This is a genomic window from Asticcacaulis sp. P2_B1 (genome assembly GCF_056404915.1).
The window spans coordinates 39866-52778 of the sequence record NZ_JBFUDD010000010.1; the positions used below are offsets into that span (position 1 = coordinate 39866).

The following is a 12913-nucleotide window of genomic DNA, read 5'->3' on the forward strand; positions in this document are numbered from 1 at the left end:
ATCCCTTATTAAGGTCATGTTAAAACATATTATTACGTCTTGGCTTTCCTGATAAGCCAAATCACCTCACATTTCCTGTGAGTGAAACTAAACCGAGCCAAACAAACGAGACAGCATGATGGACGATATGTCGGCTTCTACCTTAAGCACCGCGGAGCTTCACGACGACGTTGAAGCACCGGAAACACCCGCTTTCGAACTAAGCCGGCATGACCTGGCGACGCAACTGGTCGCCAAGCTGTGCCACGACTTCATCAGTCCCGCCGGCGCCATCATGTCGGGTCTCGACCTGTTGGAAGACCCGTCGGCCCAGGACATGAAGCAGGAAGCGCTCAATCTGATCTCAGCTTCGGCGAAGAAGATGGTGACCCTGGTCCACTTCGCTCGTGTCGCCTTCGGTGCCGCCACGACCTCGGAGGCCTTTTCGGGCAAGGAACTCAACAAGATTTTGGGCGATATGTTTTCGACCATGCGGGCCGAACTCAATTTCGACATCGATCCAGACATGCATTTCAGCAAGCCGGCCGCCCGTGCCCTGCTCAATCTCGGCCTGATCGCCGGTAATGCTCTCCCCGTCGGCGGCAAGGCGCGTCTCGAGGTTATCAAGACCGAAGACACCCTGACCCTGTCCTCGACCTCGAGCGGTCCGCGCGCCCGCCTCAAGCAGGAGGCCATCGAAGGCCTGTCGGGCAAGGCCCTGGGCGACGGTCTCAACGGCCAGTGGATCCAGCCGCACTGGCTCTATAGTGTCGTTCACGAAGCCGGCGGCGAGCTGAGTTTTACCGGCGAGCCCGATCTGCTGTCGATCACCATTACCCTGCCGGCCGGTGCCTGAGGGCGTCATCGCCCCCTTTAGACCGTAAGTTGGCCCCGGCCATAGGTCGGCGTGATTAACGGAACGGCGCAATTTTCCGCTTGCGGCGTTTTGGCTCAGCCGAACGCCGTTTTATGTGTTGGGCCGGCTCAAAGCCCGTCCGGCAGCCAACGGCTGAACGCAACCGATTGCAGAAAATTAGCGGTAAAATACGAAAAATCGAGCAATTCAGACTTCGTAAAGGTTTTGCCAACCCTCTCTTAACTAAAGCTGTTCACAATCGCCTGGACAGGTCCGCGCCACGATTCCCTTCGCAGGGTGCCGGACAATATCCAAACGGGGTAAGCTTGTGGACGACCTAATTGCCGAATTCCTGACCGAGACCGCCGAGAGCCTCGAAGTGGTCGATAGCGAACTTGTCAAGTTCGAAGCCAATCCGACGGAACGGAAGACGCTCGACAATATTTTTCGCCTCGTCCACACGGTCAAGGGTACCTGCGGGTTCCTCGGCCTGCCGCGCCTCGAAGCCGTGGCCCATGCCGGCGAGACCCTGCTCGGCCGCTTCCGCGACGGCAAGCTTGAGGTCACGCCCATTGCCGTGACCCTGGTCCTGCACTCGATCGACCGGATCAAGGTCATCCTGGCCGGCCTTGAAGCCACCGGCAGCGAGCCCGACGGCGACGACAACGACCTGATCGAACAATTGGAAGCCATGGCGCAAGGTCACGAGGTCGACCTGGCCGCCGTCCAGACCGTCGAAGTGCCGGTCCGCGGCATCGGCTCCGAAGTCGAGGCCGTCGAACTGCCGCAAGTTATCGAAAAAGCGCCGGAACGCACCCTGCGTCCCGGTGAGGTGTCCGAAGCCGAGCTGGAAGCCGCTTTCGCCGCCGCCGAAGCACCGGACTGGATGAACGAGCCGGACACGCCCAGTGCGGTGGTCGAAGCCAAGGCGCCCGAGCCGGTCAAAGCTCCCGAGCCCGTTGCCCAAAAGGCGCCTGAACCTAAGAAGCCCGCGCCGGAGCCGATGGCCGGCCTGGGCGGCGAAGACATTCAAGGTATCGCCACCACCCAATCCATCCGCGTCTCGGTCGATGTGCTGGAAGGCCTGATGACCCTGGTGTCGGAAATGGTTCTGACGCGCAATCAGTTGCTGCAGATCAGCCGCACCCGTGAAGATTCGGCCTTTGCCACACCGCTGCAACGCCTGTCGACCCTGACCGGGGAATTGCAGGACAGCGTCATGAAGACGCGTATGCAGCCGATCGGCGCCGCGTGGAAGAAGCTGCCGCGTCTGGTACGCGACCTTTCCTACGAACTGGGCAAGAAGATCGACCTGGTTATGGACGGTGAAGGCACCGAACTGGATCGCCAGGTTCTGGAGCTGATCCGCGACCCGCTGACCCACATGGTGCGCAACTCGGCCGATCACGGCCTGGAACCGACCCAGGAACGGATCGATCTCGGCAAGCCGGCGACTGGTACCATCAAACTGGCGGCCTTCCACGAAGGCGGCTATATCGTCATCCGCATCGCCGACAACGGCCGCGGCCTGAACACCGCGCGTATCCGCGAAAAGATCATCGAAAAAGGCCTGGCCTCGCGTAACGAAGTCGACGGCCTGAGCGATCAGCAGGTTCATCGCTATATCTTCGCACCCGGCTTCTCGACCGCCGCCAAGGTCACCAACCTGTCCGGCCGCGGCGTCGGCATGGACGTGGTGCGCACCAATATCGAACAGATCGGCGGTCAGATCGACCTGACTTCGGTCGCCGGCGCCGGCACCACCTTTACCATCAAGATCCCGCTGACCCTGGCCATCGTTTCGGCCCTGATCGTCGGCGCCGGCAAGCAAAAGTTCGCCGTGCCGCAGACCTCGGTCATGGAACTGGTCCGCACCGGCGCCAACGCCGAACACAAGATCGAGAAGATCGACCAGGCCTTGGTCCTGCGCCTGCGCAACAAGCTGCTGCCGCTGGTCCAGCTCGGGCCCACCCTGCAGCTTGAGGCCGCCAAGGACGAGGACGCGACCTTCGTCATGGTCATCCAGGTCGGCGAGCGCCGCTACGGCCTGGTCGTCAATGACGTCCTCGATACCGAAGAAATCGTCGTTAAGCCGCTGGCCAGCATCCTGCGCGATGTCGACGTGTTCTCGGGCGCTACTATCCTCGGCGACGGCTCGGTCGTCCTGATCCTCGATCCCAACGCCATGTCCGAACGCGCCGGCAATATGTTGGAAGAAAAGGCGGTTGAGGACAGCGAAGAAACCACCGATCTGGGCGACAACAATCGCGTCGCCATGCTGTTGTTCAAGGCGGGCTCCGGTGCGCCGAAGGCCGTCGAACTGGCGCACATCACGCGCCTGGAACACATCGAATCCGAAAAGATCGAGTTGATGGAAGGTCGCGCCGCCCTGCAATATCGTGGCAAGCTGATGCCGATCCTCACCGTCAACAGCGACTTCAGCGGCCTGTTATCGTCGCAGCGTAGCGAAAGCCATATCCAGCCCCTGCTGGTTTTCACCGGCGAGGGTTACGCCATGGCCCTGGCCGTCGACGAGATCGTCGATGTCGTCGAGGACCGCCTCAATATCGAACTGTCGGCCGATCGCCCGGGCGTCCGTGGCACGGCTATCGTCGCCGGCAAGGCCTGCGAAATCCTCGACGTCGACTATTATCATCTGCGCGGCCTGGCCGAACACCAGCGTCGCGCCCACACCTCCGGCAATACTTCCGAAGCCAACACCTCCAATGAAAGGGCTGTCGCATGAGCCTCCGCGATTACGTAACTCTCCGTGTTGGCGGCCAGCTCTTCGGCGTCGACGCCGCCCGTGTCCACGACGTCTTCCATCCGCGCGGCCTGACCCCCGTGCCGCTGTCGCGCGCCGAAATCGCCGGCGTGCTGAACCTACGCGGCCGCATCGTCACCGCCGTCTGCGCCCGCCGCCGCCTCGGCCTGCCGCCGCGTCCCGACAATGCGCCCGAACCCCTGGCCATCGGCCTGGAAGTGCACGGCGATAGCTATGGCCTGGTTATCGACTCGGTCGACGAGGTCCTGAAGCTGGACGACGAGAAATTTCACGCCGCGCCGGGCAATCTGCCGCCGCGCTGGGYGGAAATAATTGTCGGCGTTTATCAATTGGAAAAGGAACTTCTGATAGTGTTGGATCCACACACACTTTTGGATGCCGCCCACCTGAAAGCGGCTTAAACCTTTATTAGTCTTAAGGAATCACAGGATGAAAACCTGTCTCGTCGTCGATGATAGCCGCGTTATCCGCAAGGTCGCCAGACGCATCCTGGAAAACCTGCAGTTCGAAGTCGTCGAAGCCAATGACGGCCTCGAAGCCCTGACGGCCTGTAAGGACAAGATGCCCTCCTGTATCCTGCTCGACTGGAATATGCCCGTCATGGATGGCATCACCTTCCTGCGCCAGCTGCGCAAGGAAGACGGCGGCAAGGATCCGGTCGTCGTGTTCTGCACCACCGAAAACGATCTCGCCCACATTACCGAAGCCCTGACCGAGGGCGCGTCGGAGTACATCATGAAGCCGTTTGACGGTGAGATCCTCGAAGCCAAGTTCTCCGAAGTCGGCCTTATCTAGGCCGGGTTCAGCGTAAAGCGCTTTTTGCCGACGCAAAAATCTCTTTTCCGGAAATTTAAATAATCCATTGATGTAAAAGCGCAAATCTCGTCCATGTCACTTAACCCTCATACCGCGGCGTCGCTGCGGCCCCTGAAAATCATGATCGTCGACGATTCGGCGGTTGTGCGGGGGCTCATCTCGCGCTGGCTGGAGCAGGAACCCGACATGGTCCTGGCCGGTCTGGCCATCGATGGCGCCAAGGGCATTGAAAAAGTCCGCGAGATCCAGCCGGACGTGCTGATCCTCGACATCGAAATGCCGAATATGGGCGGGCTCGAAGCCCTGCCGAAACTGCTCGCCGCCAAGCCGGGCCTGAAAGTGCTGATGGCGTCGACCCTGACGACGCGCGGCGCCAACGTCACCATCCGCGCACTCGAATTGGGCGCCGCCGACTTTATTCCGAAGCCCGATTCGACCCGCATCGGCGGCGCCGACGGCTTCCGCAGCGAATTGCTAACCAAGATCCGCGCCCTGTGCGGCCGCACCCGATCGTGGCCCGTCCCGCCTTCAGCGGGACAAAACCAGAGTGGCCCGCCTTCAGCGGGACAAAGCCCAAGTCCCCAGCCTTTCGTCAGCGGTGGCCCTGTCGCCGCGCCGGTGCCCGCGCCCTACACGCCCCACGCACCGACTGCTCACGGTCACGCGCCCTTTTCGCCCCCGGCCGCCTCGCCGACGCCCGCCCAACAACGCTCAGTGGTCGTGCCGATCACGCCGAACCTGCGCCCGCGCAGCACCGGCCCGAAGCGCATCGACGCCCTGTTCGTCGGCGCCTCGACCGGCGGTCCGCCGGCCCTGCGCGCCTTCCTGCTGGGCCTAGGCCCTGACTGGAAGCTGCCTGTTTTCGTCGTCCAGCACATGCCGGCGACCTTCACCACCATCCTGGCCGAACACCTCGACAAGGCGTTACCGATGAAGGTGCTGGAAGCGAAAGACGGCATGCCGGTCGAATCGCGCCACGTCTATATCGCGCCCGGCGACTTCCATATGACGGTCAAAGGGCCGTTAGGGTTACCGACGATCAAGCTCGACCAGGGCCCGCAGGTCAACTGGTGCCGCCCGGCCGTCGACCCCTTGTTCCAATCCGCCGCCAGCCTCTATGGCAATCACGCTCTCGCCGTCGTCTTGACCGGTATGGGCCACGACGGCCGTGACGGCGCGGCCGCCCTGGTCGCCGCCAATGGCAGCGTCATGGTTCAGGACGAAGCGACCAGCGTGGTGTGGGGCATGCCCGGCGCCATCGCCGAAGCCGGCCTGGCCGAAATTATTAAACCGATTGAAGGCTTATCCTTAGCCTGTAAAGCCTTTACCCGTGGGGAACGACCATGACACCCGAAGATATCGAGCACCTCGCCCTCACGCTCAAAAACCGCTCCGGCCTGATCTTGGGTTCGGACAAGACCTATCTGATCGAAAGCCGCCTGTCGCCTGTCGCCCGCCGCGAAGGTTTCGCCACGGTGTCCGCCCTGCTCAACGCCTTGCGCACCAAACGCGACGAAAAGCTGATGGCCGCCGTCACCGACGCCATGACGACGAACGAGACCTTCTTCTTCCGCGACAAGCTGCCGTTCGATCAGTTCAAGAGCRATATCCTGCCGGCGCTTGCCCGCGCCCGTATCAATGGCGACATCAAGATCTGGTGCGCCGCCTGTTCGACCGGCCAGGAGCCCTACTCCCTGGCCATGTTGATGGAAGAATCGCGGATGCTGTATCCGCGCGTCAATCTCGATATTCTGGCCACCGACATCTCCGATCGCTGCCTGGAAAAGGCGCAGGCCGGTCTCTACACGCAATTCGAAGTCCAGCGCGGCCTGCCGATCCAGATGATGGTGCGCAATTTCGAGAAGGTCGACGAGATGTGGCGGATTTCGCCCAAGCTGCGTCAATCGATCCGCTTCAAGAAGCTGAATCTGCTCGACGACCTGCGCGTCGTCGGCCGCATGGACGTTATCTATTGCCGCAATGTGCTGATCTATTTCGACCTCGAGACCAAGAAAAAGGTTCTGGAGCAGATCGCCAATTTGCTGAGCGACGATGGCTATCTGTTCCTCGGCGCAGCGGAAACCGTGCTGGGCATCACCGATACCTTCAAGCCCATGCCCGGCATGCGCGGCCTCTATATCAAGAACACCGCCGCCAAGACCTCGGCACCGCTGCGCAAGACCGCTTAAACGCGGCTTGCTACGCATCTTTCATAAGAGATACGCCGCAACGGCGGCCGCGGGCGTCGCCCTTGCCAGGCGCCACAGGCGCTTGGAGGTTTGACTGAATAGAAGCGCCATCCTACTGTGTCCCCAAACAGGGATGACACATGACCAGCCTATCCAAACGCGATTTTCTGGCGGGCATAAGTGCCCTCGCCGCTTTCACGCCGCCGGCGATGGCGCGGGCGGCCGAAGACGGATTTGCTGTGCCGGCGGACCTGCAAAAGCGCATGTACGATTCCGCCATGGCGATCGCCCTGAAAAAGGTGCGCGGCGGTGATTATGATCCGGCTTTCCCCAAGCCGTTCCTCGATGCCGCCTTCAACAGCAATATCTTCTACTGGGATACCTGTTTCATCGCGACCTACGCCAAATATCATCAGGATACGCTGCCGATCGCCAATGCGCTCGACAACTTTTATCGCTTCCAGGATGACGATGGCTTTATCTGTCGTGAATATACCAAGGACGGTAAGGCGTTCTGGCCCAAGGCGCATCCCGTCGGCACCAATCCCCCGCTGTTGGCTTTCGCCGAGTTGGAGCTGTTCGCGAAATCGGGCGACCACGACCGGCTAAAAGCCGTCTACCCCAATTTGAAGCGCCATTTCGACTGGCTGGTTGCTCAGTTTGCCATGCCCGACGGCCTGTTTATCAGCGACGGGCTGGGCTCCGGCATGGACAATATTCCACGCTTTCCCGACGGCTGGAAGGACGATGGCCAAGGCATCGCCTGTGTCCAGCCCTACCCCGAGAATTTCCGCTATGACTGGCTGAGCTCGCACTGGAACCGCCAGGGGCGCAGCGTCGACATGACGGCTCAGATGGCGCATTTCGCTCTCAATCTGAAGGTCATGGCCGAGCTCATCGGCAAGACGGACGATATGGCTGCCCTTGATGATTTCCACGTCGAGACCGCGAAAGCCCTAAATGATCTCTGCTGGCACGAAGAAGACGGCTTCTATTACGATCTCGGCTATGGCAAGTCCATCCGGCGCAAACATATCGGCATGTTCTGGGTGCTGATCGCCGGCGTGGTTCCGGCCGACCGGCTGGAACGCGTCCTGGGTCACCTGACCGATCCGAACCAATTCTGGCGACGCTTCCCGATCGCCAGCTTCCCGGCAGATCAGGCCGGTTTCAATCCCGCCGGCGAATATTGGTTGGGTAGTGTCTGGGCGCCGACCAACTATATGATTATTCGCGGCCTGTTGCGCGTCGGACGCCCCGACTTGGCGGACAAGTTGGCGCGGCAATATTATTGGTGCGTGGCTCAGGTCTTCGAAGCGACCGGCACCTTCTGGGAAAACTATGCGCCGGATTCCCTGGCGCGCGGCAGCCAGTCACAGGGCGATTTCTGCGGCTGGACCGCCTTGGTGCCGATCGCGCTATGGCACGAGTTCATTCAGACGGCATAGAGGCAATTGCCTCGACGATAAAGTCGCGCGAACGCGTCACTGCCTTGCCGCTATCGGGGCGCATATGCAGGGTAATCGGAAAATGCCCCAAGGCCGGCAATCCGAACAGGCTTTCTCCCTGAACCAGTCCCGCAGGCAGGTTCATGCGGCTGCGCGCCGTGATGCCCAACCCGCCCAGGGCCGACGCCCACAACCCGGCCAGGCTGGGGCTGAGTGCCGCCAACCGCCACGGCACGTCGCGCCGGTCGAGGGCGGCGATAGCCGTCTTGCGAAAGGCGCATTGCTGTCCCAGCAGGACCAGCGGCAGGGGCTGATCCGGGCGCGGCGCGAATGCCTTGCCGGCGATCCAGACCAAGTCCAGCTCACCCACACATTCCGCCAACGGATGGTCTGCCTGCCCCACTGCCAAGGCGATATCGAGTTCGCCTTTTGCGACCGCCTCGGCCATGACGGCATTGCCTTCGATGCGCAGCTCGACCAGCACCAGCGGGTAGAGCTCGCTGAAGCGTGACAGAACGGCGGGCAAAATGCTCTCGGCGAAGTCCTGCGAACAGCCCAGCCTAATCGCGCCGGAGAGGGCAGCGCCGCGCACCGTATCGAGCAGTTCGTCATTCATCGCCAGCATACGCCGGGCATAACGCAGGACGATCTCACCAGCCTCGGTCAGTGCGACTCCACGGCCGGATTTGCGGAACAGGGGGGCGCCGACCGCGGTTTGCAGGCGCTTCATCTGCAGGCTGACCGCCGATGGGGTGCGGCCCAGCCGCGCACCAGCCTGACCATAGCCGCCAAGATCGACGGCCGTCACCAACATGCGCAAACTATCGAGGTCGAGGTTCACTGTTTTACAGATCTCATCTTTTGAGTAAATTATTTCAAATTGTAGTGATTATTATTCACTAATACAGTCGCCATCGTCAACCCCGATGGAGCCCGACATGACCTTCGTAAAACTTGCCGCCGCCTTGCTGATGACGGCGACGCCAGTATTGGCTGGCACCAGTCCCCTGGCTGGGACGTGGACCCTAGTGGCGGCGGATATCATCAAACCCGACGGCACGCGCGCCCATGATTATGGCGACGCGCCCGACGGCCTGCTGATGATCACCGCCGACGGCCGCTATGAATTGCAGATCTACGACACTAGCCGGCCGCGCTTCGCTTCGGGCGACAAGGCCAGCGGCACGCCAGCCGAATACGAGGCCGCCATCATGGGCGCCAGTATCCATTACGGTACGATCGACGTCGATCCGGCGGCGCATACCCTCACCCTGCATATGATCCGTTCCAGCTATCCCAATCAGGAAGGCAGCCAGCAGGTGCGGACCTATGAGTTGAACGGCGATACGCTGAGTTATCGTATCCCGCCACGCCCAGACGGCAGCATCCCGGTTTCGGTGTGGCGGCGCGTTTCACAGTGACGTGAGATTGCCACTTTCTTGCGCCTATGGCCTTTCACAGCGAGCACTGAGGTACCACATGCGGGCGGTTCTGTGAGAGGAGCCCCCCAATGAAAAAACGTCAACTCGGCACCAGCGGCCTCGAAGTGTCCGCCCTCGGCCTCGGCTGCATGGGCATGAGCTGGGCCTATGGCCCGTCCGACCGCGCGCAGTGCCTAAAACTGCTGCGTGACGCCGTCGATCTCGGCGTCACCTTCTTCGATACCGCCGAGGTTTACGGCCCCTTCACCAATGAAGAGCTGGTCGGCGAAGCCCTGAAGCCTGTCCGCGACCAGGTCGTCATCGCCACCAAGTTCGGTTTCGATATCGATCCGGCACAACCGTTCCAACGCGGCACCAACAGCCGCCCAAAACATATTCGCGAGGTGGTCGATGCCTCGTTGAAGCGCCTGAAACTGGACGAAATCGACCTATTGTATCAGCACCGCGTCGATCCCGACGTGCCGATCGAGGACGTCGCGGGTACCGTCGGCGATCTCATCCAGGCCGGCAAGGTCAAGCATTTCGGCCTGTCCGAAGCCGGCGCGGCGACCATCCGCAAGGCCCACGCCGTCCAAAAGGTCACGGCCCTGCAGAGCGAATATTCGCTGTGGACCCGTGATCCTGAAAAAGACATCCTGCCTGTGCTCGAAGAGCTCGGCATCGGCTTTGTGCCCTATTCGCCGCTCGGTCGCGGTTTCCTGGCGGGTCAGGTGGCCGACGTACCGGCCGACGATTTCCGCGCAAACCTCCCGCGTTTCACCGGCGATGCCAAGGCGCAGAATATCCGCGCCGTCGACGCCCTCAACGCCCTGGCCAAAAGCAAGGGCGTCACCTCCGCGCAATTGGCCCTGGCCTGGCTGCTGGCGCAAAAACCGTGGATCGTACCGATTCCCGGAACACGCCATCTCGATCGCTTGAAAGAGAATATTGCCTCGGCGGAAGTCAGTTTGTCGGCAAGTGACGTCAGAGATATCGAGGATACCATTGCTGAGCATGGCTTCGCAGGGGAAAGATACCCGGAAGCCGGCCTGGCCATGGTCAACGGATAGGGCCTCCGGCGGCGAGGGTCAAAGACCCTCGACCCATAACAAAAGAGCCCCCGCCAAAAGACTGGCGGAGGCTCTTTTTGTTGCGCTCAAAGGGGCCTATTGGCCGCCCATGCTTACCGATTCCAGCTTGTCGCCCTCGGCCTTCAAGGTCGGCAAGGTGTTGGCGGCAAAGGTCTTGACGCTTTCATCCGTACCGTTGGCCGCATAGGCGCTGAACAGATCGGTCGTCTGGTTGGTGACGTCACCCTGGGTCGCCAGGTACTTGGCGTCGAAATCAGCCGCCGCGGTCGATTTCAGATCGGCCAGCTTGTTCTTGTAATCGTCGGTCCACGCCTGGTCGAAGTGCATGTCAGTGGTCGCGCCCTGGATGGCGGCGATCAGAGCCTGACGGGTTTTCATACCGTCATTGAGGATCTGTTGGGCCGCATCCTTGGCCGTCTGATCCTGGGCATTGCCCAAGGCGACTTGGCTGGCGGCGATACCGAACTCATTGGCCAGATAGGCCTGACGGATAAATTCCTTGGCGTCGGGACCCGCGGCGACCGATGCGGCTGCCGCCGGTGCCGGCGCGGCCTGAGCTGGGAGGGCAGCCGATGGATCGGGGTTAGCCGGCACTGTCTCGGCCGGCGGTGCCACAACGGGCTTGGCGGCATCCGGCGTTGCGGTTTGCGTCGCATCCTGGGCCGAAGCGCTCATCGCAGCGGCAGCGGCAATGGCAACGAGTACAGTCGTAATCTTATAAGGCAGATAGGTTTTCATAACAAAGTCCTCTTCAGTTTAAGCACGTAATAAAATGTGTGCGATCAACGAGGAGGCAGAATAGGTGACAGTCATGTCATCAAAATGGAGGAAAAAATAAATGGGAGACAAAAACTAAGCTGAAATAATAAAGAACCTATGGGTCAGGAGGGATAAAATGGCGCAATTTGTCGCGAAAGTGTTGAAGATGGGGAGTCAATAAGGCCGTAACTATTTCGCCTTGGCGGCACGCACCGGCACGTCGGCAGCCGGATGGCCCTTGAAATAGTCACGCAGGGACGTCGCGGCGTCGGGATGATTTTCGGTGCAGTCTTCCAACATGAAGCCGATCAGTTCGGAAAAATGTGAAAAATTGGCGCGATAGATGATCGAGCGGCCGTCGCGATAGGCCGACAATAGGCCGGCGCCGGTCAGGATGCTAAGGTGAGTCGACGCTGTGTTAGCGGGGATGGCGTTGCTCTCTGCAATCTTGCCGGCCGCCATGCCGTCGGGTCCAGCCTTGACGATTGTGCGGAAAACGTTCAACCGCCCCGGGTGCGCCAGAGCAAACAGATTAACCACCGCATCATCGCTCGTCATGTTTCAGCCTTACCGGAACTAACTCTTAATCGTCACTTCCTGATAATGCAAAACTATGGAAACATAAAGGCGTGCCAGGGGCGATCCTGCAAATATCCCCATCAAATTTTGCAGCGCGCCATGAAATGTCGCGTGTTTCGTCGCCGACACGAAACACGCTGAGGTTTTAGGGTGCGTCGCTTGAGCAAAACATGCCTCCAAGCCAGTCATGGCTTGGCAAGGGCGACCGCCCGCCGCCGGCAGAAGCGTGCTACCGCTTCGCTGCTTGAGCACGGTGCGGGAGCCCGGCGGCGTTTGGGCGGAATCAACCTCCAAGTCACTTGTGACCTGGCAAGGGCGACTGCCCGCCGCCGCCAGTGCGGCGAGCCTAGCGGCGCTTGAGCGGAATCAAGATGCCAGGCGCAAGGGTTCCTCGCCCATGCGATCGAGGCGGACACCGATATTGCCGCTTTCGAGCGCCGCGACCGACAGGTTGGCCAGGGCGTCAAGACGGCCGGCCAACAGGCTGAAGACATCGGCATAGGCGGCAGCGATGGTGCCCGACGATCCCATGACGTCGCACGGATCAGGCAGGTGCCAATCGACCACGACCGGACGGCCCTTGAACTGGGACGGGCGGTTGCCGCCACGGCGATCGGGCGATAGACGGATGATAAAATCGAAACCCGGGTCATTGTCGCCAAGAACGGTCGTCATCGGCTTGGTCGACAGTTTATCGACGTTGTAATTGATCTTGTGCAGGAGAGCCATGGCATAGGGACTGATCGCCGGCACCGGATCGAAACCCGCGGAAAAGGCTTCGAAGCGCCCGGCGCCCAGCCGGTTCAGCAAGGCTTCCGCCAGGATGGAACGCGCCGAATTGTGCGCGCACAGAAACAGTACATTGAACGTCCGAAACCCTGTGGTCATTTAGTTTACGCCCCTAAGCCGAGACGTGCATCGCCTCGTTATGGGACCATCCTACCACTAATAGTTTATTCGAGACTTTATGAACTAGGTGAATAAAGTAAC

13 protein-coding genes are annotated in these 12913 nt (G+C 60.7%); 9 read left to right on the plus strand and 4 right to left on the minus strand.

Annotated features, from left to right (window positions below; translation table 11 throughout):
- Positions 1-127: 127 nt before the first annotated feature.
- From chpT to AC1DX3_RS18100, 7 genes are all read left to right on the plus strand, one after another.
- On the plus strand, positions 128-835 hold the full coding sequence (gene chpT, locus AC1DX3_RS18070; protein WP_476990723.1) for a histidine phosphotransferase ChpT: 708 nt from the start codon (positions 128-130) through the stop codon (positions 833-835).
- Between the two features lie 328 nt (positions 836-1163).
- Positions 1164-3581, plus strand: a complete 2418-nt coding sequence (locus AC1DX3_RS18075) for a chemotaxis protein CheA (protein ID WP_476990724.1) — start codon at positions 1164-1166, stop codon at positions 3579-3581.
- Positions 3578-4021 carry a chemotaxis protein CheW gene (locus AC1DX3_RS18080; protein WP_476990725.1) on the plus strand — a complete coding sequence of 148 codons (444 nt, stop codon included), beginning with the start codon at positions 3578-3580 and terminating at the stop codon, positions 4019-4021. The genes AC1DX3_RS18075 and AC1DX3_RS18080 overlap by 4 nt, the downstream gene beginning before the upstream one ends.
- Before the next feature lie 28 nt (positions 4022-4049).
- Positions 4050-4415 (plus strand): response regulator, encoded by a 366-nt coding sequence (locus tag AC1DX3_RS18085; RefSeq protein WP_476990726.1) that lies wholly within the window; start codon positions 4050-4052, stop codon positions 4413-4415.
- Between the two features lie 93 nt (positions 4416-4508).
- Positions 4509-5783, plus strand: coding sequence for a protein-glutamate methylesterase/protein-glutamine glutaminase (locus AC1DX3_RS18090; protein WP_476990727.1), 1275 nt, complete (start codon positions 4509-4511; stop codon positions 5781-5783).
- Positions 5780-6625: a CheR family methyltransferase gene (locus AC1DX3_RS18095; protein ID WP_476990728.1), complete on the plus strand. Its 846-nt coding sequence runs from the start codon at positions 5780-5782 to the stop codon at positions 6623-6625. Before AC1DX3_RS18090 ends, AC1DX3_RS18095 begins: the two co-directional genes overlap by 4 nt.
- A 140-nt stretch (positions 6626-6765) precedes the next feature.
- Entirely contained in the window at positions 6766-8073 is a 1308-nt protein-coding gene (locus AC1DX3_RS18100) for an MGH1-like glycoside hydrolase domain-containing protein (RefSeq protein WP_476990729.1), read from the plus strand.
- Here the strand turns inward: AC1DX3_RS18100 and AC1DX3_RS18105 are convergent.
- Positions 8057-8914, minus strand: a complete 858-nt coding sequence (locus AC1DX3_RS18105) for a LysR substrate-binding domain-containing protein (RefSeq protein WP_476990730.1) — start codon at positions 8912-8914, stop codon at positions 8057-8059. The two genes, AC1DX3_RS18100 and AC1DX3_RS18105, sit on opposite strands and share 17 nt — an antisense overlap.
- A 97-nt stretch (positions 8915-9011) precedes the next feature.
- On the opposite strand from AC1DX3_RS18105, the gene AC1DX3_RS18110 reads away from it, so the two are divergent.
- Both AC1DX3_RS18110 and AC1DX3_RS18115 read left to right on the plus strand, forming a co-directional pair.
- Positions 9012-9494, plus strand: coding sequence for a lipocalin-like domain-containing protein (locus AC1DX3_RS18110; RefSeq protein WP_476990731.1), 483 nt, complete (start codon positions 9012-9014; stop codon positions 9492-9494).
- Positions 9495-9583: 89 nt separating this feature from the next.
- Positions 9584-10564 carry an aldo/keto reductase gene (locus AC1DX3_RS18115; protein ID WP_476990732.1) on the plus strand — a complete coding sequence of 327 codons (981 nt, stop codon included), beginning with the start codon at positions 9584-9586 and terminating at the stop codon, positions 10562-10564.
- Positions 10565-10660: 96 nt separating this feature from the next.
- Here the strand turns inward: AC1DX3_RS18115 and AC1DX3_RS18120 are convergent, their stop codons facing one another.
- From AC1DX3_RS18120 to AC1DX3_RS18130, 3 genes are all read right to left on the minus strand, one after another.
- On the minus strand, positions 10661-11323 hold the full coding sequence (locus AC1DX3_RS18120) for a DUF4142 domain-containing protein (protein WP_476990733.1): 663 nt from the start codon (positions 11321-11323) through the stop codon (positions 10661-10663).
- A gap of 210 nt (positions 11324-11533) precedes the next feature.
- The gene (locus AC1DX3_RS18125) at positions 11534-11902 is read right to left on the minus strand and encodes an ArsR/SmtB family transcription factor (RefSeq protein WP_476990734.1); all 369 of its coding nucleotides are present in this window, start codon (positions 11900-11902) and stop codon (positions 11534-11536) included.
- Between the two features lie 387 nt (positions 11903-12289).
- Positions 12290-12811, minus strand: coding sequence for an arsenate reductase/protein-tyrosine-phosphatase family protein (locus AC1DX3_RS18130; protein ID WP_476990735.1), 522 nt, complete (start codon positions 12809-12811; stop codon positions 12290-12292).
- Between the last annotated feature and the right edge of the window lie 102 nt (positions 12812-12913).

What these genes read in the sequence shown, in the direction of transcription:
- chpT (WP_476990723.1), top strand. Translation starts at nt 128, where the DNA reads ATGTCGGCTTCTACCTTAAGCACCGCGGAGCTTCACGACGACGTTGAA.
- AC1DX3_RS18085 (WP_476990726.1), top strand. Translation starts at nt 4,050, where the DNA reads ATGAAAACCTGTCTCGTCGTCGATGATAGCCGCGTTATCCGCAAGGTC.
- AC1DX3_RS18090 (WP_476990727.1), top strand. Translation starts at nt 4,509, where the DNA reads ATGTCACTTAACCCTCATACCGCGGCGTCGCTGCGGCCCCTGAAAATC.
- AC1DX3_RS18100 (WP_476990729.1), top strand. Translation starts at nt 6,766, where the DNA reads ATGACCAGCCTATCCAAACGCGATTTTCTGGCGGGCATAAGTGCCCTC.
- AC1DX3_RS18110 (WP_476990731.1), top strand. Translation starts at nt 9,012, where the DNA reads ATGACCTTCGTAAAACTTGCCGCCGCCTTGCTGATGACGGCGACGCCA.
- AC1DX3_RS18115 (WP_476990732.1), top strand. Translation starts at nt 9,584, where the DNA reads ATGAAAAAACGTCAACTCGGCACCAGCGGCCTCGAAGTGTCCGCCCTC.
- AC1DX3_RS18120 (WP_476990733.1), bottom strand. Translation starts at nt 11,323, where the DNA reads ATGAAAACCTATCTGCCTTATAAGATTACGACTGTACTCGTTGCCATT.
- AC1DX3_RS18125 (WP_476990734.1), bottom strand. Translation starts at nt 11,902, where the DNA reads ATGACGAGCGATGATGCGGTGGTTAATCTGTTTGCTCTGGCGCACCCG.
- AC1DX3_RS18130 (WP_476990735.1), bottom strand. Translation starts at nt 12,811, where the DNA reads ATGACCACAGGGTTTCGGACGTTCAATGTACTGTTTCTGTGCGCGCAC.